We start from the raw sequence: 24,832 nt of genomic DNA on the forward strand, positions 1-24,832 counted from the left end.
GCGAGCAACCTGCTCGCCAATCTCTCGGTTAGCGGAGGGTCGTCCTCCGCGACAGTCGTCCGACTGTGCGAGGAGCACAAATCGTGAGCGACCGGCACGCACCGCGAGTCGTCGATTTACACGGCGCGCACAGGAGAAACTTGCCGACCATGGTGACAAAATCGAACGCACAGCCAACCTTGACCGGCAAAACGTGGGGCATTCTGATTGTCGCGGCGTGCATCACCGCATTCTTGGCTTTGGGGTCGCACGATCTTGCCATCGCACATCTCGGCATTCCCTTCCCTTATCTCCAACCGACGCCCGGTTGGGCGCGCTGTCTTGGGCAAGTTACGCGGATCGGTGCGATGGTCTGTGTCTGCCATCTCGCCCGATGGTATCTCGACAGGCGTAGCCTCCCGGTCGCGGCGATCATCTTCAGCTTGTTGATCCTGATGATCCAGGAAACGCTGCGGGCGGTCATCGTCGATAATGTCGTCACCGATGGCCTGGTTCACCTGCGCTGGCTCTATTCGCTGATGATGCGGGCTCCCGACATTGCGATGTCCATTTTTACGGCGACCGCCGCCGTCATCATCGCCCGTAGGCTCCGCCATGCCGGCCTCATCTGGATTTCGATCGCGGTAGTGCTCGCCGCCGCGCTCGATGAATTCGCGCTGATGCCGCTGGTCGATTTCCTTTCCAGCTGGGTCGACACCAGCCTGCACCTGACCCAGCCGCCGGCCGTCTACACGATGCCCTACGGCTTCTACGTGTACAAATATATCTACGCGACCTTCATCGAGCCCACGATTGCATCGTTCGTCCTGGTCTACCTGATGTGGCCCGCGCTACCAGGTTCGAAAAGCCGCCGCGTCGCGTCCTTCGTGCTGATCATGTTGTTGATGCGCGGGCGCGTCGCAGGCATCGCCCTGTTCAGTTTCTGGGTTGACGGTTCGCGGATCATGGCGATCGCCGCGGAAGGGCAGTTTTTCATCGAAACGCTGATCCTGACGACGCTGACCGCGTTGACGTGGGCAGCGCTGACACCGAAAGACCGCTGACAGCGGCGAGACGCCGATCGTCCAACATTCTTGAGCGGTCGACAACCGCGGTCGCAACGACAGGCCTCCCGCCGTACCGCAACACGACATGGTATACGCGCGTATATCTGCGCACTTCGAGGTGCGTAATTGATCTGAGGTTTCCGGCATTTACCTTTCAACAGGCCGGCTCTCGGCTCGCGGTCCTTCGTCCGCCGTCCGTCGAACGCCGTCATGATCACGGACCGCACGATTGTGGAGACCTGTCGATGGATGTGAATTACTCTGGTTGGTCCAGACGCGATACGCTGATGCTCGGCGGCGTGGCGGCGGCGGTCACGATGACGAAGGGCACAGCGTCTGCGAAAGCCGCTGTCCGGCGGCCGGTAGCGAAGCTGTTCATGACCGATGTCGGGCGGGGAAGGAACGTCCTGCTCATCCATGGCTGGGTGTGCGATTCCAACGACTGGAGCTGGCAGCTGCCGACCTTCGAGGGGAAATATCGTACGGTCGCCGTTGACCTGCGCGGCCATGGGCGGTCGGAAGTGAAGCCGTCGGGTTCGTATATGCCGACCGATTATGTCGCGGATATCGAAGCCCTGATGGTGGAAAAGGCACGCGGCGAGAAATTCGTGGTGATGGGGCATTCGATGGGCGGCCAGATCGCGGCACGCGTTGCGGCAAAGCGGCCGGACCTGGTCGCTGGGGTCGTGTCGGTCGACGGCGCGCTCGGCTTCGATGGCCCCGCGGTCGATCTGTTCGCAAAGACCAATCATAATCTGATGGCCGAGAACCCCGCCGCGGCGGCGGAAGCGCTGTTCAAACTCGCTTACGCGCCGACCACCGATCCGGCGCTCGAGCGGTGGCACGGACGACGCGTCGAAGGGATGCCGCCCGACGTCGTGCGCGAATCGTTCGGGCCATTGTTCTTCGGCCCCGGCCAGGTCGGCGTCGGCGCGGCGAGCGCCGCTTTCTGCAAGAGCCTGACGGTGCCGGTCTATCATCTGTGCCGCGATCCGGCGCAGGCCGACCGCATGCGGCCGTGGTTCACGCATCCGAAATCGCAGGTCGACCTGTGGCCGCACTCCGGACACTGGATCATGCAGGACCGCGCCGAGGCGATGACGCTCGCCGCGAGCGACTGGATCGATGCGCTCTAGGGTGGGGTCGGCGGCGGGCGCGCTGTCGTGAACCAACGATCCCGAGAACGCACGCAGCACACCGCGTTCGGCGGCAGGGGGATGACGCTGACCGTGCTGTGCATGGCGGTGCTGATCGTCCAGCTCGACACCACCGTCGTCAACCTTGCGGTCGATCCGATCGGTTCGGCGTTTCATGCCGATGTCGCGACGATGCAATGGGTCGTCGACATCTACAATCTCGTCTACGCCGTATTGCTGCTGACCGGCGGCCTGCTCGCCGATGTGTACGGCCGCCGGCGCGTCTTCATGGGCGGCGCGATCGTGTTCTCGGCGGCGTCTTTGCTGTGCGCGCTGTCGCCGGCGGTGTGGCTGTTGATCGCGGGGCGAGCGCTGGCCGGTCTGGGCGCGGCGCTGCTGATGCCCGCCTCGCTGGCGATCCTGCGCGTGACCTGGCCGGACGTGCACGAGCGCGGCCGGGCGCTGGGGATTTGGGCAGGCTGCAACGGGCTGGCGCTGGCGATCGGCCCCAGCGCCGGCGGGTTCCTGATTGCGCAATTCGGCTGGTCGGCGATCTTCTGGGCGGTTATGCCGCTCGGCCTCGCAGCGCTGGCTTTGTCGCCGATCGCTGTCCCCGAATCCGCCGATCCCGAGGGTCGCCGGATGGACGGGCGGGGTCAGGTGCTGGGTGCGATCGCGCTGGGTGCGCTGTCGCTCGCTGCGATCGAGGCGCATGGGACGATCTGGCTGGCCGCCCTGGCGCTGATCGTCGCGGGCGTCGCCTCCGGCCTGTTTCTCGGGGCCGAGCGCGCGCTGGGCGATCACGCCTTGGTGCCGCTGGGCATGTTTCGATCGTTGACCTTTCTCGGCGCGATGATCGCCACGACGGGCATGACCTTCGGCATGTATGGCGTGATGTTCCTGCTGCCGCAGACGTGGCAGGCGACCGGCCGGCTCGGGCCGATCGGTGCCGGCGTCGCGCTGCTCCCTGAGGCGGTGTTCTTCGTGCTGGTCTCGCCATTTTCTGGCTGGATCAGCGATCGGCTGGGGCGGCGGATGGCGACGGCCGGCGGGGTCGGCATCATCGGTTGCGGGCTCGCCCTGATCGCGATGTTCGCCGGTGCGCGGTCGCTGGTCGTGACCGAAATCGGCCTTGCGCTGACCGGCTTCGGCATGGGGTTGGCTACCGGTCCGTTGATGGGCGCGGCGGTCGGCGCGGTCGAATCGGCACGATCTGGCACAGCGGCGGCGCTCATCAACGTCGCGCGCATCGCCGGCGCGACGATCGGCGTCGCAATTCTCGGCACCGTTTTCGCCATCGGCGGCAAAGGCGTGAGCGGCTTGCGGGCGGCGATGCTGACCGGGGCTGCCGTGCAGATCGCCAGCGCCGCCGTCGCGTGGCGGACGACGAGGAGACGCGGCACCGATACGTGACCGGCCATGTCCGGACCGGTGCTCTTTACTGGCCACAACAACCGCCTTCTCGAAACAGGAGTCGAGGCATTGACGACGACATCAGACAACAAATCACCGATCGTGCTTTTCCTGATCCTCACCTGTGTGTTCTCGGGCCCGTTCTGGGCGCTGGGGATCGCGACCGGGGATACCTCTGGCGGGCAGGGCGCTTATGCCATCGGCATGATGTGGGGGCCGGCGCTTGCCGCGCTCGCCACCTGCTGGATCGCCAGGCTGCCGCTCGGGTCGCTCGGCTGGCGGTGGGGAGAGCCGCGCTGGCAACTTCTCTCGTATTTCTGGCCCTTGGCGGTATGCATCGTTACCTACGGCATCGTCTATGCCGTCGGCCTCGGCGGATTTCCCAACGCGGACACCGTCGCGACCTTTCGCAAGAGCCTGCACTGGACCGGCGCCGGCACCGCGCTGGTGGTGATCGGCTGGTTCGTGCTGTTCGCGACCACCAGCCTTCCCATGGCGCTGTCGTCCGCGCTCGGCGAGGAGATCGGCTGGCGCGGGTTCCTGTCGCCAAGACTGGATGCGAAGTTCGGGTTCACGGGCGGTGCCTTGCTGACCGGCGCGATCTGGGCGGTTTGGCATTTCCCGATCCTGTTCTTCTCCGATTATGACAGTGCGACCCCTTTGTGGTTCTCGACACCGTGTTTCGTGGTCGAGGTGATGAGCCTCGCGATCATCATGGCCTGGGTGCGCCGGCGCTCGGGCAGTCTGTGGACCGGCGCGATGGCGCATGCCAGCATCAACATGTTCAACCAGGGGTTCTTCGTGCCGCTGACCGCGGCGCGCGGAAGCGTGACCGCCTACGCCATCGACGAATCGGGCGCGGTCCTGCCGGTTGTCCTGCTGGCAGCGGCGATTTTCGTCTGGACCCGCCGCGGGGCGCTGGATGGCATCGATCCCGTTACCGGTGTTTCGGAGCAAGGCGCCGCCTGGGCGCATTGACCTTAGTCCGTAGCATTTGTCACGCTTACGCAGGGAGGAATCAGATGTCCCTTGGATTCGCCGCCGCGCTTCTTGCATCGACGCTCGCCGCGACCGGCCAGACCGCGGTCAAGCTTCCCGCCGACGAAGCGGCGCCGGGGGTGCGGCTGACCGGCGATGAGGTCACCGTCCCGCTCGTCCTGATCAAGGGCTATCCGTTCATCGAAGGCGAGGTGAACGGGGTGAAGGGCAAGTTCATGTTCGACATCGGCTCGGACGCCGCGATCACTCTCAACCACCATTATGTACCGCTCAAGAACGGCATCGCCATGCCGGGCAGCAAGGTTGGCAGCGGGCAGACCATGCCGGCGCAACTCAACAAGACGATCGCGTCGGTGCGCTTCGGGCAGTTTTCTTATACCAACGTCCACAACGTCCAGAGCAACGACGCGTCGCAGATCGAGCAGCACATCACGCCGGATTATCTCGGCTGGGTCGGTTTCGAATTCTTCCGCGGCTATGCGGTCAAGATCGATTACCGCAAGGACACCGCCACCTTCTACAAGGCCGGTCCGGCGGCGGTGACGCACTTTCTCAGCGGTGAGACTGTTGTCGCCGTCATCCCGTTCCAGCGCCCCAAGCTTGCGCGGATACCCGTGGTGCCGGTCACGATCGGCAAGATGAGGTTCGACGGCGCGTTCGACACCGGCGCCTTGAAATGTGGATCGACAAGGCGACGCGCCAGAAGCTCGCCGCCGAAGGCGTGCTCGCCAAAGCGGAGGATGGTGGTGACGATCAGGTCGACATTTCCGGGGTCGACATCGCCAACGGTGCCGCCGACCTGACATTGCGATTCAACGTCGTGCCGCCGCCCGCGCCCTTCGCCGAGGCCACCAACCAGCGCCCCGACGATAATGTCACATTCGCCTATAATCTCCTGAGCAAATACAAGACGGTGATCGATTACCCCAACCGGACGATCTATTTGCTGAAATATGACGATGCCCATTAGGCGAAGGCGGCCTGCAGGCTAGGTGTTTGTCCCGGCATTTGATGGTGCGGGTCGAGTATAAACCGATCAGGTTCGGCTGACCAGATTTTGCGGATGTATTCGTAGGGGGTGAGTCCGCGCAGGGTCTTGAGCCTACGGCCATAGTTGTAGGCGTCGATGAAGGTGTGCAGGTGGGCGGTCAGTTGGTCATGGCTGTCGTAATGATAGCGCTTGACGGTTGCTTCTTTGATCGTCCGGTTCATGCGTTCGACCTGACCATTGGTCCAAGGGCGCTTCACCTTGGTGAGGCGATGGTCGATGCCATGCTCGTCGCAAACGCGATCGACGATGTGGTGAAAGGCGTATTTGTGGCGGGCCTGATTGGTGAACTGGATGCCGTTATCGGTGAGCACGGTGTGGATGGCATAGGGCACGGCCGCGATCAGGTTCCGCAGGAACTGGGCAGCGATCATCTTGCCGGCTTGCTCGTGCAACTCGACATAGGCGAACTTGCTGGTGCGGTCGATCGCCACGAACAGCCGTAGTTTGCCTTCGGCCGTCTGCACTTCGGCAATGTCGATGTTGAAGTAACCAATCGGATAGGTCTTGAACTTTCTCTTCGGCTCCTTGTCACCTGTCACTTCGGGCAAACGACTGATCCCGTGCCGCTGCAGACACCGATGCAAGGATGAGCGCGTCAGGTGCGCGATCGTCGCCTGTAGCGCATAGAGGCAGTCATCGAGCGGCAGCAGCGTGTGCTTGCGGAAGGCGACGACGATCGCCTCTTCCTCGATCGACAGCACCGTCGAATGGACATCCCGCGGGCCGGTCGGCAGATCCTTGACCGCCGTGCGCCTCTTCCACTTGGCAACGGTCTTCTGGTTGATGCCCGTAGCGCTTCGCCAGAACCCTCAGGCTCTCTTCACTATGCTGTATCGCTCGACGGACCGCCTCTGTCGTGCGGGCGCTTCCATGTAGAATCTGTCCCATAGCGCATCCTTCCAAGCTCGCGAGGATGATGCACCATCAAATGCCGGGACCAAACACCTAAGCCCTTCAGCCTCATTCGCGACGTGCATGAATTGTTGCGCGTAGCGCCGTTGATGCAGTCAACCCATCATCGCATTCTCCGCGGGTCACGCATCCGGGAAAGCTGGAGCGGCATGGGGAGAGGGACATGAAAAGGCAGACGGCATGTGCGGTCTTGGCTCTTGTGGCTGCCGGTGCGGGCGCGTCCGGGGCATATGCGCAAACGACACCTGCTCCGACCGCCGATAGCGATCGGAATGTGTCAGTCGCCACGGCATCCGAACCCACATCGCAAACGGGCGAGATCGTCGTGACGGGGTCCCGCATCTCGCGACGCGACTATACGTCGAGCAGCCCGATAGCGACCGTCTCCAGCGATTATATTGCGAAGTCGGCGTCTCCCACCCTTGAGTCGTCGTTGAACCAGCTGCCGCAGATTACCTCGTCGGCCAGTTCTTCAACGAACACGCAGGCCCGAGGCGGACAGGCGAGCCTCGACCTTCGTGGCCTCGGCCAGCAACGCACGCTGATCCTCGTTGACGGCCGACGTGTCCAGCCGTCGGCTTCGGACGGATCAGTGGACCTCAACACGATTCCAGCCGACCTCGTCCAGAGCGTCGAGATCATCACCGGTGGCGCGTCGGCAGTCTATGGCTCCGACGCTGTCACGGGCGTGGTCAATCTCAAGCTCCGTCAGGATGTGACGGGCGTCGAACTGAGCGCCAAGACTGGTGTCACCGAACGGGGCGATGGATCCACCTACGACCTCAACCTTCTTGCAGGCGGTAAGTTCGCCAACGGGCGCGGGTCCGCTCTCCTTTCGATCGGCTATTCCCGTCGCGACATCGCTCCGTTCACCAATCGCGACTATTTGCGCGGTCAAGTCCTGACCGCGTCTAACCCGCGCACGCTGCTGAACGTTTCGGCCGCAAATCTTCCGAGTCAGGCGGCGGTCGATTCAATCTTCTCAGCCTATGGGTACGCGCCGGGAACGGTCTCCCGTTCCTTGCAGCTGTCGTTCAACCGGGACGGAACCCTGTATTCGCCGACGAACATCGTAAACTACCGGGATGGAGCAGATCCCGCCACGGTCAACTATAACGGCGCGCAATATTATGCGGTAAGCGAGACCTACGTCGCGCAGACGCCGCTGACCCGCTATAACGTCTTCGGCCGGGTGAATTACGATTTCAGCGACAACATCAAGCTCTTCGTCGAAGGTTTCTATACCAACTACAATGTGACGACGGGCGGGGCCTTTGCAAACGCGGGCTCGACCTCTTCATCCGTCCCCATAACGATACCGGTCACAAATCCGTTCATTCCTGCCGACCTGCGCACTTATCTGCTGTCGCGGCCAAACCCGACAGCACCGCTTACCGCCACTCGTTTCACAACAGAAGCCGGCCCTCGGCACGAGCGCAACGATTATGACGTCTTCCAACTGACGACCGGCTTGTCGGGCCGCTTCAGTGGAACCGATATCGACTGGAGCATCGTAGGATCCTACGGACAGACGCACCAGTTGCAGACGGAGACGGGCTATCCAAGTATTCTGGCGATCAATCAGTTGCTGGCGGCGCCTGACGGCGGCGCGAGCCTGTGCTCCGGCGGCTATAACATCTTCGGTTTGCAGCCGGTCTCTGCGGCGTGCTCGGCGTTCATCTCCCGCACGGAAAGGAACGTCACGCGCCTTTCCCAGACCAACGTTGAGGCCAATGTCACCGGCACTCTGTTCAGTTTGCCGGCTGGCGCTCTCAAGTTCGCGGCGGGCGCAGACTATCGCCAGAACGACTATTCCTTCGACCCGGACTCGCAGATCACGACCGGGCAGATCGCCAATTTCCTGCCTATTTTTGCGTCGAGCGGGACGACCAAGGCGGCCGAAGCCTATGCGGAACTCCTGATCCCGGTGATCAAGAACGGACCGCTCATCAAGGAATTCAACCTTGACGCGTCCTATCGTTATTCGCACTACAACACCGTCGGTGGCATCTCGACCTATACGGTAGACGCGGACTGGATCGTGATCGACGGTCTAAGGTTCCGAGGCGGGTATTCGAGGGCGACGCGTGCGCCGAGTGCCGGCGAGCTATTCGGCGCTACCAGCTTCGGGCAGGCGTCGATCGGAGCGCCCGGCGTCTTGGGTTCCGGCGATCCGTGCGACGTGCGCGGAGCCTACCGCGCCGCCGGTGCGGCCAACGCCGATCAGGTTCGTGCCCTTTGCCTGGCGCAAGGCGTGCCCGCCAGCCTGATCGACACGTTCCAGAATACGAACCCGCGGACGCCCTTCCAATCCGGCGGCAACACGGCCCTTCAGCCGGAAACGGCCGACACCTACTCGGCCGGCGTGGTGCTCAGTCCCAAGTTTTCATCACCGCTGCTGGAGCACCTCAGCCTGTCGGTCGACTATTACAATATCAAGATCACCAAAGCGATCGGCCAGATCTCGAGCACAGTTGCCTTGTCCCAATGTTTCAGCACGGTGGCGAATCCCGGTCTGAGCAACGCGAGCAGCTACTGCCAGCTGCTGCAGCGCAATCCGGGCGACGGCCAGTTGTCTCTGATCCTGAACCCGCAGTTCAACCTGGCCAACTATTCGACGAGCGGGATCGACGCGCAGCTCGACTGGCGGTTGAACCTCGCCGATGTGGGCGGGCCGGGCAGCAGCTACTTTGCCATCAGCTCGGTCGCGACCTATCTGGACACGTTCAAGATTCAGAACTTCGCCGGCGCGCCAACGCTTGATTATGCAGGCACGATCGGAAACACGCAGATCGACCTGTTCGCGGACGCGCATCCGCGGTGGAAGGCGACCTCGACCGCTACGCTGGGCGTTGGCGACGTATCGGCCAGCCTGCGCTGGCGATATATCGGTAAGATGGCGAATGCCGCGAACGTTGGCACGAATGGAACGGCGCCGGACGTTTCCGCGGTCAGCTATTTCGACCTAAGCTTGAACTTCGATGTTTCCCACCGCTTTCAGCTTGGGCTCGGGGCGACCAACATCTTCGACAAAAAGCCGCCGGTGGTCAACACGAGCATCGTTGGCAACCTGGCGACAGACGCATACACGTACGACGTCCTCGGACGGCGCTTCTACGCATCTATAAAGGCTAAGTTCTAAAACGCGGCAGGCCGATCGTCTGCATGGGCAGCGGTAGTCGACCTCAGGGGGCGGTGAAGTCGACAGCGGCTCCGCCGCCTTCCCCTTTCAATAGTCGCGACCATAGTGCTTCTGCCGCCGGCGTTTGGCGGGCACGCGGGCGCCATATTCGTATCTCGATTTGCACATCGCGTGACGGATCGGCAGCGCGCACCAGACGCCCGGTCTTCAGGTCCTCGCGAACGATGCTCAACGCGGTCCAAGCGACACCGCGCCCCTCCCGCGCCATCGTCGTAAGCACGCTGGCGAGGTGAGACGTGAAAACGGGATTGAGTGGCGCGTCGATGCCCGCCGCCGCCCAGGCAGCTGAAAGGATTCGCCCCATTCCGGACTCGGCGCTGAAAGACAATTGCGGCGCCGTCTCCAGATCCACCGCGGCGAGGCTGGGGGCCGCTACGGGGAGCAATATATCGGAACCGAGGGGTATCGAACGGAAATCGGAACCGAGACGGACCTGCGCCGCATTGTGGTGATGGCACAGCAGGAATTGCGCGCGGCCCTCGATCATGATGCGCTCGCACGCGGTCATGTTGTCTGCAGTCAGCTCGATCCTCGCCGTCATCGGGACGCGCTCCTCGAGCTTTCGCAGAAGAGCGGGAAAATGTGTGAGGGAGAGGACATGGGTCGATGCAAAGCGCAACGATTCCGACGTCGACCTGGCGACCTCTCGAGCCTCCTCCCGTCCCAGCTTCAGCCTCCGAAGCGTCTCCTCGGCAACGAAGCGGAATGCATCGCCTGCGGGTGTCAGACGCGCCGTGTGCGTGCTTCGGTCGATGAGCGTGGCGCCGACCCAATCCTCAAGCGCCTTGATCCGCCGGCTGAAGCTGGGTTGGCTGACAGCCCGATGCTCGGCCGCTCGCGAGAATCCGCCATGCTCGATGAGGGCGAGGAAGTCCTCAAGCCAGTCGCAATCCATGCTTCTTCCTAGCGCCATCTGGGACGTAGCTCTAGTGCGCCTTGAGACATGGTTCCGCCGACACCGTAGGCCCGTGACCGCATGTGATCACGTCGGCTCGCCGGATGAAATCATGCGAACAGCGAATTGGATACCGGTTGAGCGTATTGCTACGCCATCCTCAGACAGTGCCCCCAGGCACGGGCGACGGGCGAGCGGATGACCGGGAAATACGACGCAATCACGCTGGAAATATTTTGGAGCAGGCTGATCGCGGTCGCGGACGAGGCGGCAACCACGCTGCTTCGCACGGCCTTCTCGCCCATCGTGCGTGAGTCAAACGACTTCGCTACCTGCCTCTTGGACGTCCACGGTGGGACGCTGGCCGAATGCAGCGGCGGGATTCCGGCCTTTGCCGGCCTGCTCGGCCGCACCGCCCGACATTTTTTGCGCACCTTTCCGATCGATTCCTGGTCGGAGGGCGATTGCGTGATCACGAACGATCCGTGGATCGGGACGGGGCATTTGCCGGACGTGGCGATGATCGCGCCGATCTTCCATCGTGGCAGACTGGTCGCCTTTTCCGGCAGCGCCGCGCATACGCCCGACATCGGCGGTTCGCTCGGCGCCCAAAACAAGGAAATATACGAAGAGGGCATCTGCATCCCCCCGATGCACTTCTATCGTGGGGGCGTGCGCAATGACGACCTGCTGCGATTGTTCCTGAACAACGTGCGGTTTCCCGACCTGATGCTTGGGGACCTGGAGGCGCAGGCTACGGCAAACGAAGTTTGTCGGCGTCGCACCGTGGATTTCCTTGACGATACGGGGCTCGACGATTTGGGCGATCTGGCCGCCGCGATACAGGGCATGTCGGAGCGAGCGATGCGCGACGCCATCCGGGCATTGCCTGATGGGGTCTACCGGGCAGCGGTCGACGCCGACGGTTTCGACGACCATCCCACCCATATTGCCTGCGCCGTCACCATCGCCGGGGACGGCATGACGGTCGATTACGCGGGCAGCTCGAAGCAGAACGGGCGCGCGACGAACTGCACGATGAATTATACGCAGGCCTATTCGATTTACCCGATCAAGTGCGTGCTCGATCCGCATACCAGGCGTAACGAGGGATCTTACCGGCCCGTCAGCATCGTCGCGCCCGAAGGCGCCGTGATGAACGCCGTCCGGCCGTCGGCGGTTGCCGCGCGGCATCTCACCGGCCATCTCCTGAGCTGCGCGATCTACCAGGCGCTGGCGCAAGTTGTGCCCGATCGCATCCTCGCGGACAGTGGCGGAGCACCTGCGCTGCGCGCGCGGATCGGGGGCGTCAATAGCGAGGGCGAACGCTTCTCCGCGATCCTTTTTGCAAGTGCGGGCATGGGGGCGTCGTCGCGGTTCGATGGGCTGTCCACCACTGCCTTCCCGACCAATTCAGGCGCCGGCAGCCTGGAGGCGCTCGAGGCCGTCGGCCCCATCCTGTTCACCCGCAAGGAATACCGCCAGGATTCCGGGGGCGCCGGTGAATTCCGCGGTGGTCTCGGGCAGGTCGTCGAGATCGAAAATCTCACCACTCAGCCGATGCAGGTCATGATTATCGGCGACCGCGAACGGCATCCCGCGCTCGGCGTGGCCGGGGGGAAGCCGGGCGCCTGCGCCTACGCCCGGATCGACGGGGTCACGCCGGTTAGGCTCAAGTCCCGCACTGCGCTCGCGCCGGGTTCGCGCATCGCCATCAATTTCGCCGGCGGCGGCGGCTACGGCGATCCATGCAAGCGGTCGGCGCTTGCGCTCGCCGACGATGTCCGAAACGGCATGGTCAGCGAACGAGCCGCCCGGGAAGACTATCGTGGGGGCACGGCCGCATGAATACGCGTCGGACCGCGCGCATTGGCGTCGACATCGGCGGAACCTTCACTGACTTCGTGTTCCATGACGAGGCGCGCGGCATCACTCGGACGGGCAAACGTCTGACGACGCCGTCGGAACCCAGCCGGGCGATCATCGAAGGGATCGAGCGCCTCCTTTCGGAAACCGGGAGCGAGGCCGCGCAGATCCACAGCATCGTGCACGGCACCACGCTGATCACCAACACTGTCCTCGAGCGAACCGGCGGCAAGGTCGGGCTCATCGCCAATGCCGGGCTGACCGATACGCTCGAAATGGGGCGCGAAACCCGTTACGACGTGGACGATCTGTTCCAGCGCGCGGTGCCCGTGATCGTGCCGCGCTATCTGCGCCGGGGCGTCGCCGGCCGTATGTTGGCGGATGGCAGTGAACGGGAGCCGCTCGACGAGGAAGCGCTGCTCAAGGAGGTTGCGTTTCTGGTCGACGAGGGGATCGAAGCTCTCGCGATCTGCTTCATGAACGCTTATCGCAATCCGTCTCACGAGCGGCGGGCGGAGCAGCTCGTTCGCGAACGGTTTCCCGAGCTCCTCCTATCGGTCTCGTCGTCGGTAGCGCCCGAACTGCGCGAGTATGAGCGGACCAACACCGCATGCGTCAACGCCTACGTCCAGCCGCGCGTCCATGGCTATCTCGACAGGCTGACAGCGGATCTTGAAAGCCTCGGCTTCGTGGGCGACCTTTCGATCATGCTGTCGGGTGGTGGCCTGACGACCATCGAGGAGGCCAAAAATTTTCCGGTTCGACTGATCGAGTCGGGGCCGGCCGCGGGCGCGATGGCGGCGGCGCATATCGCTCGCCAGATCGGCGAGGACCACCTGATATCGTTCGACATGGGGGGAACGACCGCCAAGATGTGCCTGATCGAGCATGGTCAGCCACACGTAAAGCACGATTTCGAGGCCGGCCGGCTTGAAAGGTTCAAGCAGGGCTCCGGCCTACCGCTGAAAGTGACGGTCATCGACATGATCGAGATCGGGGCGGGCGGCGGCTCGATCGCGAACGTGGATGCGCTCGGCCTGATGAAGGTCGGCCCTCGCAGCGCCAGCTCGGTGCCCGGCCCGGTATGCTATGGCCGCGGCGGGCAGGAGCCGACGGTTACAGATGCCGATTTGCTGCTCGGTTACCTGAATCCCGCGTTCTTCCTCGGCGGGGAAATGACGCTCCAGCTGGATGCGGTGCGCGATGCCTTCGAACGCAAGCTTGTCGCGCCGCTTTCCATTGATGTCGAGACCGCCGCGCGCGGCGTTCAGGAAATCGTCAACGAGAGCATGGCCGCTGCGACGCGGATGCATCTTGCCGAGAAGGGCAAGGATCCGCGCGACTATGCCATGTTGGCTTTTGGCGGCGCTGGTCCCGTCCATGCGTACGGCCTCGCGCGGCTGCTCAAGGTTCGCAAGCTGATCGTCCCGATGGGCGCCGGCGTCATTTCCGCCTTCGGGTTCCTCGTGGCCGCGCCTGCGGTCGATGATGCGCGCGGCTACCTGGCGCCGATCGGGCGTGTCGACTGGGATCAGGTCGAAGCGCTGTTTCGGGAGATGGAGGAAAAGGCCACGGCGCTGCTCTCGAGCGTGGGCGCGGGCGACGGCGCGATCCGCTTCGAGCGACAGGCCGACATGCGCTATGTCGGGCAGGGTTTCGAGATCACGGTTCCTCTGCCGAACGGCTCGCTTTCCGTCGACATGGCGCCGCAGATCCAGTCCGCGTTCGACGAGGAATATCGCAGACTTTTCGATCGGGTTGTCAGAGGCGTCCCGATAGAAGCTGTGAACTGGCGGCTGGCGGCGTCGGTCCCGGCGCAATCGATCAGCCTCGTGCACGCGCCGATCGACGCGCCGGCAGAGCGACCGGCGCGCGAGGTTTACTTCCCCGGCGCGGGGCGTGTGCTCGCGCGCGTATTCGACCGCTATGCGTTGCGCCCGGGCGACGTCATCGCCGGTCCCGCCGTGTTCGAGGAGCGCGAATCTTCCTTCGCGGTTGGCCCTGAGGGGAGCGTCACCGTCGACGATCAGTCAAATCTCGTTGTTTCGATTAGTTATCCAAACTGACCGGTGCTGCCGGCAAAGCGCGAAGGTTCTGTGGAAATGGGAGCAACAACCCGGCGAGTGGTGGTGACGCAACGCTTTTTCGACGATGGCACGATTGCCTATCTCGAACAGAATGGCTGCACCGTCGTCCAGGCCGACCTTCCTGAAGGCCAAGCGGATGGGAACTTGTCGCACGACGAGTTGACGGGCGCGCTCGCCGGCGCGGCCGGATGGATTGTGGGACACGCGCGCGTCACCCGTGAATTGATGGCGGCGTTGCCCGCTCTCGAGGTGATCTCACGGCGCGGTGTGGGCTACGATCGCGTGGATCTGCAGGCCGCTGCCGATCTGGGCAAGGTCGTCTGCATCGCCGCCGGCGGCAACGATGCGTCGGTTGCAGACCACACGATCGCCCTGATGCTGGCCGTCGGCCACCGCTTTCGGGAAACGCAAGCCAACATGGTGGCCGGGAACTGGGCGATCCTGATAGGGCGCGACCTGTTTCGCCAGACGGTGGGTATCGTCGGATTGGGACGCATCGGTCGTAGCCTCGTCCAACGACTCAGCGGTTTCGACGTCGATATCCTCGTCGTCGACAACAAGCGCGACGAGACATTCGCTGCGGCGAACGGTGTGGCCTATGTCGATCTCGAAACCCTGCTGCGCGAAAGCGATTATGTCTCGATCCACGCGCCTTTGACGGCCGAGACCCGCTTCATGTTCAACGCCGAGACCATTGCGAAGATGAAGAAGGGCGCGGTTTTGATCAACGCGGCCCGCGGCGGTCTGGTCGACGACCGCGCCCTGCTCGACGCGCTCAAATCCGGCCATCTGGCCGGCGCCGGTCTCGACACGTTCCTGAGCGAAAGTGATCCGCAGACCAAGGCGGTGACAGAAGAGCTGATCCGCCTTCCCAATGTCATCGCGACTCCCCACGCGGCAGCCTCGACCCGCGAGGGCTTGGACCGAACCAACCTGGTGGCGGCGCAATGCGTGGTCGCCGTTCTCGACGGCCTCACTCCTCCGGCGGCCTGCGTCGTCGCCGATGGGCGGAAATCCGCCGCGTTGGAGCGGAATTGACCCCCTAACCTCCCGGACCAGCCCATAGCAGAGCGAGCGAATATATGACTCGATCCGATGGCCATCGAATAGCGGTGATCCCCGGTGACGGCATCGGCAAGGAAGTCGTGCCGTCGGGATTGAAAGTGCTCGACGCGGTGTCGGCGCGTTTTGGCGTTCGTTTCGAATTCGATCACTTCGACTTTGCGTCGTGTGATTATTACCAAGCCCATGGCAAGATGATGCCGGATAACTGGAAGGCGTTGATCGGCGGGCATGATGCGATCTTCTTCGGAGCCGTGGGCTGGCCCGACGCCGTTCCGGACCATGTTTCCTTGTGGGGTTCGCTGATCCAGTTCCGGCGGGAGTTCGATCAGTACGTCAACCTCAGGCCGGTCAAACTGATGCCCGGCGTGCCGAGCCCGCTTGCCGGTCGAAGGCCCGGCGACATCGATTTTTACGTCGTGCGCGAGAACACCGAAGGGGAATATTCCTCGATCGGGGGAACGATATTTCCGGGGACCGAGCGGGAGGTGGTTATCCAGGAAACGGTCATGACCCGGGTGGGGGTGGACCGTATCCTCAAGTTCGCGTTCGAACTGGCCGAGCGGCGTGAGGAGAAGCACGTCACCTCGGCGACCAAGTCGAACGGTATCTCGATAACGATGCCGTATTGGGACGAGCGCGTTGAGCAAATGGCAGCCGATTTCCCGGGAGTGTCCTGGGACAAATACCATATCGACATTCTGGCCGCTCACTTCGTGCAGCACCCTGACTGGTTCGACGTCGTCGTCGCGTCGAACCTTTTCGGCGACATCCTGTCGGATCTGGGACCGGCATGTACCGGGACGATCGGAATCGCTCCCGCGGGCAACATCAATCCCGAACGTCGCTTTCCGTCTTTGTTCGAGCCGGTCCATGGATCGGCGCCAGACATTGCCGGCAAGGGGATCGCAAACCCGATCGGCCAGATCTGGTCGGCGTCGTTGATGCTCGATCATCTCGGTGAATGGGAGGCGGCGGCGGCCGTGATAACCGCGATAGAAGAGGTGCTGGCCAAACCGGAATTCCGCACGCGCGATCTCGGCGGCACGGCGTCGACGGAGACGTGTACCACCGCGGTCCTCGACGCTCTGCGATAGCGCCCGGCTTCACGCATGCGAAGCGCTTCGCCATCCCCAGAAGACATTCTGCGCCAATTGTTCGACGCCGCCGTCGGAAGCGCCCTGCCGACCGAGTGCATTCCGCGCCATCTCCCACCGCCGCCGGACGGACGCACGATCGTCGTAGGCGCCGGAAAGGCCGCTGCGGCCATGGCGCAAGCCGTAGAGGACAATTGGAACGGGCCGTTGTCGGGCTTGGTGATCACCCGCTACGGTCACGCGCTGCCATGCCGGCGGATAGAAGTGGCGGAGGCCGGACATCCGGTGCCCGATCAAGCAGGGGCAGACGCGACGCGGCGCCTGTTGCGTCTGGTGGACGACGCGGACGAGGACGATCTGGTGATCTGCCTGATCTCGGGGGGCGGGTCTGCGTTGCTTGCTGCCCCGCCGCCCGGCGTGTCGCTCGCCGATGAGCAGCAGGTGGTGCGCTCGCTCCTGCGGTGCGGGGCGACGATCGCGGAGCTAAACTGTGTCCGCAAGCACCTTTCGCTGGTCAAAGGGGGGCGCCTGGCAACGGTAGCCTCTCCGGCACGCTTGGTGACTCTCGTCATCTCCGATGTTCCCGGCGACGATGTTTCGACGATCGCGTCCGGGCCTACCGTCCCGGACCCGACGACGAGCGCGCAGGCGATCGCGATTCTCTCGAAATACGACCTCGCCGTGCCGCACTCGGTGCTCAGCTGGTTGGGAGCGCCTGCCAGCGAGACGCCGAAGCCGCGCGATCTGCCATCAGGTGACGTGCGAATGATCGCCACGCCGCAGCTGGCCATCGAGGCCGCAGCGCGCCTAGCAGCGGAGCTTGGCTATATGCCCGTCATCCTCGGCAGCGCGATCGAGGGTGAGGCGAGAGAGGTTGCGACGATGCATGCAGGCATCGCCCGCCAGATCCGCGCCTTCGGTCAGCCGGCGGCGCCGCCGTGCGTCCTCCTTTCGGGGGGCGAGACCAGCGTCACCGTTCGGGGCGCGGGGCGGGGCGGGCGTAACGCGGAGTTCCTGCTGTCGCTCGCGATCGGCCTTGACGGCATGGCGGGCGTCTTCGCGCTCGCGGCCGACACCGACGGGATCGACGGCACGGAGGACAATGCCGGTGCGATCATCGGCCCGGACATCCTGTCGAGGGTCTCTCCGCCATCGACGGCGGCCCGCTGTCTCGCGCAGAACGACGGATATGGTTACTTCGAACGCGCCGGCGCGCTGCTCTTCACGGGCCCCACCTTCACGAACGTAAACGACTTTCGCGCGATCCTCATCGACCCTCCGGCCGAGGTCGGGGGTCGATGATCATGCTGATGTGGCTCGGCTATCTCATGGTCGCCACGTTCATGATCGCGATCATGACGAGGCGGCTGTCCGCGCTCGTCGCCCTGGTCCTCGTGCCGATTGTGTTCGGCATGCTCGCGGGCCATGGCGTCGATCTCGGGCCGATGGTGGTTTCAGGTATCTCCAAGCTGGCGCCGACAGCGACGTTGCTGCTGTTCGCTGTGCTGTACTTTGCCGTGATGATCGACGTGGGGCTGTTTGATCCGCTGGTGAATCGCGTGCTCAAGGTGGCGGGCGACGATCCTGCCCGCCTCGCGGTCGGGACGGCGCTTGTGGCCATGATCGTGTCGCTGGACGGCGACGGAGCGACGACCGCGCTCATCACGGTGACCGCGTTCCTGCCGGTCTACAGGCGGATCGGGATGAACCCGCTCATCCTCGCGACGCTTCTCGGTCTATCGGTGTGCGTCGTGAATCTGACTCCCTGGGGAGGGCCGACCGGACGGGTGGCCGCAGCATTGCAATTGAATCCCGCGGACGTCTTCGTGCCGCTTTTGCCGACCATGCTGGCCGGCATGGTCGCGACGCTGCTGATCGCATGGCACCTCGGTCGGGCCGAACGGCGCCGGCTGAACACGGGTGCCGGCCAGGGCGCAAGTGGCGAACCCGAACGGGCAATGGCATTCGATCGCGACGCTTCGCTACTTCGGCCCCGCCTGATTTGGGTCAATTTGCTGCTCACGCTGGCCCTGTTCGGCTTGGCGCTCGGTCGGCTCGCACCCCTCTCGCTCGTTTTCATGGGCGGATTCGCGCTTGCCCTGCTGATCAACTTCCCGGGCGTGACCGATCAGCGTGCGCGCCTGCAGGCTTATGCCGCCAACGCATTGCCGATTGTTCTTCTGATCCTCGCTGCCGGCCTGTTCACGGGCGTCATGGCCGGCACCGGCATGATCGATGCGATGGCGAAGGGCGCGATGGCGATCGTCCCCGCGTCGCTCGGGCCGTCGCTAGGGGCGGTAACGGCGTTCCTCAGCGCGCCGCTCATGTTCACCTTGTCGAACGACGCGCTGTTTTTCGGCGTCGTTCCGGTCATCGCGCAGGCCGCCGCGGGCCACGGCGTAGCGCCGGCGGCGATTGCGCGCGCATCGCTGCTGGGAACCGCCGTGCACGGTCTCAGCCCGCTGGTTGCCGCGGTCTACCTCGTCACCGGCCTGGTCGGCTGCGAACTCAGTGCGTTGCAGCGATTTGCGCTTAAATGGGCGGTGGTCGTGACGCTGGTGATGATCGGCACGGCAATGCTCACCGGTGCTATCTGAAACAGTTGAGGCGCGCGCGCGAAGTAGCGCTACGGCGTCGACCAGTTCCTGATCGCATCACCGCGCATCGATGGCGTCGCGCAGCGCTGGAAGGCATCGCCTCAAGCACAATATCGTAACCGGGATCATCACGGTCATCACCAGCGAGAGCGACCAGCCGACCTTGGTTTCATCATGGAATACGAAATCGGTGATTCCACCGACAACCAAAGGGCCAAGACTGCCGACAAGCGCGATCGGAATGCTGGTCGTCGCGGTGACGCGCCCGCGCAATTGAGGAGGGGTCACCATCTGCACGGCGACCGTCATGTAGGCGACGAACGGGATCGTGACGATCGCGACGATGGCGTAGACGATGAAGAACGCTATTGCGTTGCGTAGCAGGAAGACGCCTGCGGCCAGCGGAAACGTCCAGATCAGCAACCAGGTATAGAAGCGGATATGGATGTCGCGAATGCCCTTTGCGAACAGCCGGTCCATGATCACGCCCTTGAATACCAGGGTAAGCGCACCCGCCATGCTGATCGCGCCGAGCATCGGCCCGTATGCGGCGGCGGACAGATTGAACTGCCGGTCGACAAATGCCGGTACCCAGGCAATCAGGCTCTGACCGCAAATCGTGATAGCGCAGAAGCCGAGGATGAACGGGATCATCAGCCGGCGCGAGGCGAGCATGAACGCGAGTGCGCTCTGATCGTCCCGCTGCCTCTCCTTCCGGCCACCGCCAGGCTCCGAAAACGTGAGCGCGAGGAGGCCGACCAGGATGGTGGGAATGGCCGCCACGCCAAGCGTCAGGCGCCATGGTTCCGCCAAATGCCACGACGGAAACGAGCGCTCCAGTGCCGCGGCCGCGACGAGGGCGACGCCCCCCACCGCGTAGGCCGCCGACGATCCGACTTTTGGCCCCATCGAGAAGATCGACACGGCCGTGGTCAGCCGTTCTCGAGGAATTTTGGCCGCGATCAGCGACATCGCGGCCGGCGTCAGCGACGCCTCGCCGATACCGACCATGATCCGCAGCACGAGGAGTGCGCCGAAGGTGGTCGCGAAGCCCGAGCTCCCGGTCGCCACGCCGAACACCAGCGCGCCGAGCAAGATCACCCACCGCCGCGAATATCGATCGGCCGCCCAGCCGAGCGGAATCCCGAACACAGCGAACACCACGGCGAATGCCGGGCCCAGGATGACGCCGATCTGGAAGTCGCTGAGGTGCAGGCTCGCCTTCACGTTCGGCACCAGCATCGTCAGGATGAACCGATCGAGATAGGAAAGGACATAGAGCGCCGAAACGATCGTGACCGTCCACCATCCGTCGAACCCCGCGCTCGTCGGCGCGCCTGGGCGCGCGCTGGAAGGCGGTGGCGCACTTGCCATCGCCCCCCCGAGCGGGTTTGGTTCGGCCACCGGCTGAATGTCGGCCTTCATGACGCTGCAGAAGCGAGTTCGACGTCCAGCAGCCTGACGAATTGCTGGCCGCAATGCAGGTCGCGTTCGACCACGCCGCCCTGCGGCGTCGCGCGGGGGTAGGACACCTTGACCATGTCGAGGCTGTCAACGCGGTATCGCTTGACCAGATTGGGGTCCGCGCCGAACAGCCGCGCGAAGGCTTCCGGGCCGATCGCAGGGTCATCGGCGTAGCGCCGGAAACTTTCCGGGCCATCGAAGAACAGATCGATGGTGACCCAAAAGGGGCCGGCGTTCTTGCTGCGTACCTTGCGGCAAACGTCTTTGACGAGAGCCATCACGCGGCCTTTCCAAGAGCAAGGTCGATCCATTCGGTACGAACGAGCTCACCCGGCTCGTCACATTCGACAACGTGGTTGAGGCGGAACTCGTATACCGGTCCGCGCTCGATATAGGCCGGCGTGAACGGAAAGCCGTAGCTCGGCATCTCGTTATGCGCCGGCATGGGCATGTGGAAGAATGCCGGGTTGCAGGCCTTCGCGATCTGGGTGGCCATCGCCTGGGTCGCCGCGGTTGCGACGAACAGGACGCCGACCTCACGCGGGATCGGCGTGCTCGCGTCCGGCCGGTCCCCGGATACGGCGTTCCAGCCATAGATGCGCAGCGAAATATCGAAGTCGCCTGCCTCGTCGCCGATGGTCGCGCGCACGCGCTCGGTGCAGATCGCCAGCATGCGATCGTGGAAGTCGTTGAGGTCGGCCAGCACGATCGGGTCCTGGATGCCGACCAGCATGATCGTCTGGAATTGTCCGCTCGATGCCCCCTCGAGCTTCATCGTGTAGGGTTGCGGCTCCCAAACCGAGCCGGTGACACGCACGCGGCGCTGGTCGAGTTGTTCATAGCGCGCATGCGTCACGTCGAGAACGCCGCCCGGCTCGTAAAGCCTGAACGGGTCGCTGTTTTCGTAGAGCATATGCCCGGAAACGCTTTGCGTCGTGCAAATGTTGACGGTGCTCAGCGGCTCGATTTCGAACCCGTCCGGGTCGATCGTGATCATGACGCCGGAACCCGGCACCTTTCGGACCGTACAAACGGCGCCGCATTCGGCGATCTTGCCGGCATGCCAGCTCGGGCCCGCCGGCGCGCCTTTCATCAGCGGGAAACACGCGATCACCGCGGTGTCGGTCGTCCTGCCCCCGAGCACGATATCGGCGCCTGCTTCGAGCGCAGCGATATAGGGTTCCGGGCCCATCGCCGCGACGATGTGATCGCAATCGTCCACCGTCGCGTCGTCGAGTTCGCCGAGCGGGGCAAGCGGCCTCACGCGTCCTTCCGCGTTCCTCGCCTTGATGATTTCCTTGCTTTGCTCGGAATAGAGCAGCGCGATCCGGGGCGTCGTCCCCAACTCGCGGGCGAGCTCGAGCACGATGTCCCGCGTCCAATCCAGGTTACGGTCGCCGCCGGCCTGACCGCACGTTCCGATCACCAGGGGAATTCCGGCATCCCGGGCGGCCCGCATCATGATCTTGAGATCGCGCGCGACCGCGCCCTTGTTGTTCTTCGAGGTCCCGAGCGCCAGATAGGCCGCGCCGCTGTCGGTCGATCCCGCGTCGGTCGCGATCACCTGGGCGCCCATCGCGATTCCCCGTTGCACCTCCTCTTCCCGCGCACCGGCGCCGAGCGATCCGGTGGGGACAAGAACCTTCACAGTGCCGGTGAAACTGGCTGTCATTGGCTGCTCTCCCAAGGTGACGCAGCCTCACCGGGGTGAACTGCGGTTGTTGCGGGACGCAATTAAGTCGCGAAGCGAGCTGGCGCGTGTCACTAATGTTGCATCGCGCACGGATTTTAGCGGCGGAAGGCAACGAGGCATGAGTGGGATTGTGGTGGCGGACGATTGGATCGGGCGGTTGCCGCCGCCGTTGCGGCAGGAGGTCGACTCACGCGTCACGATCCGCTCGATTTCTGCAGGTGACGAGTTCGCCCGGGCGGGTTCGGCAGCGCGAGCCGTCTTTCGCGTCCGATCGGGTTTCCTGAAGCAAACCGGGTTGCAGGAGAATGGTGAGCGCACGCTCCTGACGATCTATGCCGCCGGGGCCTGCTTTGCTGAAACCGCGGTTGTCGCGGGCTTGCCGCTCAACCACACGACGATCGCTCTTACCGATTCGGTGGTCGAATGTCTGGCGTCGAGCGATTTCTGGGACTTGTATGACACACACCGCGACTTTCCGGATGCGCTGTGTCTCAAATTTGCGCAATCCATTCGTCGTCAGGTCGCCGATCGCGAACATCGTGCCTCGTCACGGCTCGGTGCGAGAATTGCGGTGCTGTTCGCTGATTTGGCCCGCACAACTGGCGTCGCCGAGCCTGATGGACGCCACTTCGTCACGCTGCCGATCACTCAGAGCGATGTTGCGCAGCATCTGGGGGTGACGCGGCAGAGTGTTCAACGCGAGATGGCGACATTCAAGCGAGACGGATCGATTGTCGGTCGCTCCGGCGGCTGGCTGATCAATCTGGGGCGACTGCCGACCACGCAATGAGTTCTAACCGGCTCGCGGGCATTCCCGACTGCACGATGGTTATGCGGCTTCTGCATCATACGTTGCGGCTAACGATATTGATGCCCGTCCTTCCCTTCCACCATATCGCCCGAAAATGGACAGAGGAGAGAGCTATGAGCGCGAAGTCGGAAAGAATGATGGTGTGCGCACGGCGCGGGGCCGGCGCTGCCACGTCTTCCTCGATCTGTCGTAGGCATCCGCCGCGCCGTCCGGCGCCCGTCAGACCATGAAAAAGCCGCTGGAAGGAGTTCGGGTTCTCGAGCTTGCTCGCATATTGGCCGGGCCCTGGTGCGGGCAATTACTCGCCGACCTCGGTGCAGAGGTAACGAAGGTCGAGCGCCCTGTGGTTGGTGACGATACCCGGCATTGGGGACCGCCCTTCGTGACGGGCCCTGCGGGCGAGCACCTCGACGCGGCGTATTTTCATGGCGCGAACAGAGGAAAGAAATCGATCGCGATCGACATCGCCAGCGAGGCCGGGCAGCGGGAAATCCGACAGCTCGTGCGTGAGGCCGATGTCGTGATCGAGAACTACAAGGTCGGCTCGCTCGCGAAATATGGACTGGATTATGCCAGCCTCGCCGAGGAGAAACCGGATCTGGTTTATTGCTCGATCACCGGCTTCGGGCAGTCGGGACCCTATTCCGGGCGCGCCGGCTATGACTTCATCATCCAGGGCATGGGAGGGTTCATGTCCGTCACTGGAGAGCCCAACAGGCCACCGCAAAAGGCCGGGGTCGCCTATGCCGACATCGCGACGGGCCTGTATTCGGCGGTGGCGATCCTCGCCGCACTCCGACGCAGGGACGGCGGCGGGGGAGGGGCTCACATCGATATGGCGCTGCTGGATACGCAGCTGGCCGTGATGGGGTTGCAAGGGGTTTCGTGGATGGTTTCCGGCGAGGTGCCTCGTCGCTCGGGAAACGGCCATTTCGTCCTGGTGCCGTATCAGGCGTTCGATACTGTCGACGGCGAGTTGATCATCGCGGTGGGAAACGACGCGCAGTTTGCGCGGCTGTGCGAGGTGCTGGGGCTGGACTTGGCAGATGATGCCCGTTTCACAAACAATGCCAGCCGGGTCGCGCATCGCGACGCGTTGCTCGACACCCTGGCCGACGCGATCCGGGGTTGGACCAAACAGAAGCTGGCGGATCGGCTGGAGCAATGTGGTGTTCCCGCCGGCCCCATTAACCGTGTGGACGATGCTTTCGCGGATCCGCAGGTAATCCATCGGGGTCTGCGCGTTGCGCCCGGCGGAATACCGGGTGTCGCGAGCCCAATTGTGATCGACGGGGAGCGCATGGTTTCCGATCTTCCGCCTCCGGCGCGACCGGCCTGACCTTCTCGAATTTGCCAAGCAGGAACGATCGGAATGCTGGACCCCGAGACATTTGCTGCGCTGATCGAGGCGGTGCGGCGCTTCGTTGCCGAACGGCTCCGTCCGCTCGAGGCCGAGGTCGAGGCGGAGGACGCGATTCCGCAAGCGGTGATCGCCGAGATG

Annotated in this window: 20 protein-coding genes and 1 pseudogene; 16 read left to right on the forward strand and 5 right to left on the reverse strand. The window is 63.8% G+C overall.

Annotated features, from left to right (window positions below; translation table 11 throughout):
• The first annotated feature begins 83 nt into the window (after nt 1–83).
• From K7G81_RS17150 to K7G81_RS17175, 6 genes are all read left to right on the forward strand, one after another.
• Complete coding sequence (locus K7G81_RS17150; protein WP_223032052.1) at nt 84–1,043, forward strand: hypothetical protein; 960 nt, start codon at nt 84–86, stop codon at nt 1,041–1,043.
• A 248-nt stretch (nt 1,044–1,291) separates the two neighbouring features.
• Nucleotides 1,292–2,182 carry an alpha/beta fold hydrolase gene (locus tag K7G81_RS17155; protein ID WP_223032053.1) on the forward strand — a complete coding sequence of 297 codons (891 nt, stop codon included), beginning with the start codon at nt 1,292–1,294 and terminating at the stop codon, nt 2,180–2,182.
• 27 nt (nt 2,183–2,209) lie between these two features.
• Nucleotides 2,210–3,595, forward strand: a complete 1,386-nt coding sequence (locus K7G81_RS17160) for an MFS transporter (RefSeq protein ID WP_223032054.1) — start codon at nt 2,210–2,212, stop codon at nt 3,593–3,595.
• Between the two features lie 69 nt (nt 3,596–3,664).
• Complete coding sequence (locus K7G81_RS17165) at nt 3,665–4,573, forward strand: CPBP family intramembrane glutamic endopeptidase (protein ID WP_223032055.1); 909 nt, start codon at nt 3,665–3,667, stop codon at nt 4,571–4,573.
• Nucleotides 4,574–4,617: 44 nt separating this feature from the next.
• Nucleotides 4,618–5,397 (forward strand): pepsin/retropepsin-like aspartic protease family protein, encoded by a 780-nt coding sequence (locus K7G81_RS17170; RefSeq protein ID WP_223032056.1) that lies wholly within the window; start codon nt 4,618–4,620, stop codon nt 5,395–5,397.
• A 2-nt stretch (nt 5,398–5,399) separates the two neighbouring features.
• The gene (locus K7G81_RS17175; protein WP_223032057.1) at nt 5,400–5,564 is read left to right on the forward strand and encodes a hypothetical protein; all 165 of its coding nucleotides are present in this window, start codon (nt 5,400–5,402) and stop codon (nt 5,562–5,564) included.
• On the opposite strand, the pseudogene K7G81_RS17180 reads toward K7G81_RS17175, so the two are convergent.
• Nucleotides 5,561–6,533 (reverse strand): annotated as a pseudogene (locus tag K7G81_RS17180) (IS481 family transposase). The gene K7G81_RS17175 and the pseudogene K7G81_RS17180 overlap by 4 nt on opposite strands.
• A gap of 187 nt (nt 6,534–6,720) precedes the next feature.
• Between K7G81_RS17180 and K7G81_RS17185 the strand changes: the two are divergent.
• A complete protein-coding gene (locus K7G81_RS17185) occupies nt 6,721–9,699 on the forward strand; it encodes a TonB-dependent receptor domain-containing protein (protein ID WP_223032058.1) in 2,979 nt (992 codons plus the stop codon).
• Between the two features lie 43 nt (nt 9,700–9,742).
• Here the strand turns inward: K7G81_RS17185 and K7G81_RS17190 are convergent, their stop codons facing one another.
• A complete protein-coding gene (locus K7G81_RS17190; protein ID WP_255587259.1) occupies nt 9,743–10,654 on the reverse strand; it encodes a LysR family transcriptional regulator in 912 nt (303 codons plus the stop codon).
• Nucleotides 10,655–10,852: 198 nt separating this feature from the next.
• On the opposite strand from K7G81_RS17190, the gene K7G81_RS17195 reads away from it, so the two are divergent.
• The 6 genes from K7G81_RS17195 to K7G81_RS17220 all read left to right on the forward strand — a co-directional run bounded on the left by K7G81_RS17195 (nt 10,853) and on the right by K7G81_RS17220 (nt 19,363).
• The gene (locus K7G81_RS17195) at nt 10,853–12,502 is read left to right on the forward strand and encodes a hydantoinase B/oxoprolinase family protein (protein WP_223032060.1); all 1,650 of its coding nucleotides are present in this window, start codon (nt 10,853–10,855) and stop codon (nt 12,500–12,502) included.
• A complete protein-coding gene (locus K7G81_RS17200) occupies nt 12,499–14,586 on the forward strand; it encodes a hydantoinase/oxoprolinase family protein (protein WP_223032061.1) in 2,088 nt (695 codons plus the stop codon). The genes K7G81_RS17195 and K7G81_RS17200 overlap by 4 nt, the downstream gene beginning before the upstream one ends.
• 63 nt (nt 14,587–14,649) lie before the next feature.
• On the forward strand, nt 14,650–15,645 hold the full coding sequence (locus tag K7G81_RS17205; RefSeq protein WP_223032062.1) for a phosphoglycerate dehydrogenase: 996 nt from the start codon (nt 14,650–14,652) through the stop codon (nt 15,643–15,645).
• Between the two features lie 44 nt (nt 15,646–15,689).
• Complete coding sequence (locus tag K7G81_RS17210; protein WP_223032063.1) at nt 15,690–16,766, forward strand: tartrate dehydrogenase; 1,077 nt, start codon at nt 15,690–15,692, stop codon at nt 16,764–16,766.
• A gap of 15 nt (nt 16,767–16,781) precedes the next feature.
• Nucleotides 16,782–18,068: a glycerate kinase type-2 family protein gene (locus K7G81_RS17215; RefSeq protein ID WP_223032064.1), complete on the forward strand. Its 1,287-nt coding sequence runs from the start codon at nt 16,782–16,784 to the stop codon at nt 18,066–18,068.
• On the forward strand, nt 18,065–19,363 hold the full coding sequence (locus K7G81_RS17220) for a CitMHS family transporter (RefSeq protein ID WP_223032065.1): 1,299 nt from the start codon (nt 18,065–18,067) through the stop codon (nt 19,361–19,363). Before K7G81_RS17215 ends, K7G81_RS17220 begins: the two co-directional genes overlap by 4 nt.
• Before the next feature lie 57 nt (nt 19,364–19,420).
• On the opposite strand, the gene K7G81_RS17225 is transcribed toward K7G81_RS17220, so the two are convergent.
• The 3 genes from K7G81_RS17225 to K7G81_RS17235 are packed head-to-tail and all read right to left on the reverse strand — an operon-like array spanning nt 19,421 to nt 22,499.
• Complete coding sequence (locus tag K7G81_RS17225) at nt 19,421–20,842, reverse strand: MFS transporter (protein WP_223032066.1); 1,422 nt, start codon at nt 20,840–20,842, stop codon at nt 19,421–19,423.
• Complete coding sequence (locus K7G81_RS17230) at nt 20,785–21,105, reverse strand: DUF4387 domain-containing protein (RefSeq protein ID WP_255587265.1); 321 nt, start codon at nt 21,103–21,105, stop codon at nt 20,785–20,787. The genes K7G81_RS17225 and K7G81_RS17230 overlap by 58 nt, the downstream gene beginning before the upstream one ends.
• On the reverse strand, nt 21,105–22,499 hold the full coding sequence (locus K7G81_RS17235) for an acyclic terpene utilization AtuA family protein (protein WP_223032068.1): 1,395 nt from the start codon (nt 22,497–22,499) through the stop codon (nt 21,105–21,107). Before K7G81_RS17235 ends, K7G81_RS17230 begins: the two co-directional genes overlap by 1 nt.
• A gap of 139 nt (nt 22,500–22,638) precedes the next feature.
• Here K7G81_RS17235 and K7G81_RS17240 point away from each other — a divergent pair, with 139 nt between their 5' ends.
• From K7G81_RS17240 to K7G81_RS18135, 3 genes are all read left to right on the forward strand, one after another.
• Entirely contained in the window at nt 22,639–23,310 is a 672-nt protein-coding gene (locus K7G81_RS17240; RefSeq protein ID WP_223032069.1) for a Crp/Fnr family transcriptional regulator, read from the forward strand.
• Nucleotides 23,311–23,557: 247 nt separating this feature from the next.
• The gene (locus tag K7G81_RS17245; protein WP_223032070.1) at nt 23,558–24,670 is read left to right on the forward strand and encodes a CaiB/BaiF CoA transferase family protein; all 1,113 of its coding nucleotides are present in this window, start codon (nt 23,558–23,560) and stop codon (nt 24,668–24,670) included.
• A 33-nt stretch (nt 24,671–24,703) separates the two neighbouring features.
• On the forward strand, nt 24,704–24,832 hold a 129-nt coding region (locus K7G81_RS18135; protein ID WP_500796430.1), incomplete at its 3' end, for an acyl-CoA dehydrogenase family protein.

The sequence above is a fragment of the Hephaestia mangrovi genome, assembly GCF_019880555.1.
Classification (GTDB): domain Bacteria; phylum Pseudomonadota; class Alphaproteobacteria; order Sphingomonadales; family Sphingomonadaceae; genus Sphingomonas; species Sphingomonas mangrovi.

What these genes read in the sequence shown, in the direction of transcription:
- K7G81_RS17155 (WP_223032053.1), top strand. Translation starts at nt 1,292, where the DNA reads ATGGATGTGAATTACTCTGGTTGGTCCAGACGCGATACGCTGATGCTC.
- K7G81_RS17170 (WP_223032056.1), top strand. Translation starts at nt 4,618, where the DNA reads ATGTCCCTTGGATTCGCCGCCGCGCTTCTTGCATCGACGCTCGCCGCG.
- K7G81_RS17185 (WP_223032058.1), top strand. Translation starts at nt 6,721, where the DNA reads ATGAAAAGGCAGACGGCATGTGCGGTCTTGGCTCTTGTGGCTGCCGGT.
- K7G81_RS17190 (WP_255587259.1), bottom strand. Translation starts at nt 10,654, where the DNA reads ATGGATTGCGACTGGCTTGAGGACTTCCTCGCCCTCATCGAGCATGGC.
- K7G81_RS17195 (WP_223032060.1), top strand. Translation starts at nt 10,853, where the DNA reads ATGACCGGGAAATACGACGCAATCACGCTGGAAATATTTTGGAGCAGG.
- K7G81_RS17200 (WP_223032061.1), top strand. Translation starts at nt 12,499, where the DNA reads ATGAATACGCGTCGGACCGCGCGCATTGGCGTCGACATCGGCGGAACC.
- K7G81_RS17210 (WP_223032063.1), top strand. Translation starts at nt 15,690, where the DNA reads ATGACTCGATCCGATGGCCATCGAATAGCGGTGATCCCCGGTGACGGC.
- K7G81_RS17215 (WP_223032064.1), top strand. Translation starts at nt 16,782, where the DNA reads ATGCGAAGCGCTTCGCCATCCCCAGAAGACATTCTGCGCCAATTGTTC.
- K7G81_RS17220 (WP_223032065.1), top strand. Translation starts at nt 18,065, where the DNA reads ATGATCATGCTGATGTGGCTCGGCTATCTCATGGTCGCCACGTTCATG.
- K7G81_RS17230 (WP_255587265.1), bottom strand. Translation starts at nt 21,105, where the DNA reads ATGGCTCTCGTCAAAGACGTTTGCCGCAAGGTACGCAGCAAGAACGCC.
- K7G81_RS17235 (WP_223032068.1), bottom strand. Translation starts at nt 22,499, where the DNA reads ATGACAGCCAGTTTCACCGGCACTGTGAAGGTTCTTGTCCCCACCGGA.
- K7G81_RS17240 (WP_223032069.1), top strand. Translation starts at nt 22,639, where the DNA reads ATGAGTGGGATTGTGGTGGCGGACGATTGGATCGGGCGGTTGCCGCCG.
- K7G81_RS17245 (WP_223032070.1), top strand. Translation starts at nt 23,558, where the DNA reads ATGAAAAAGCCGCTGGAAGGAGTTCGGGTTCTCGAGCTTGCTCGCATA.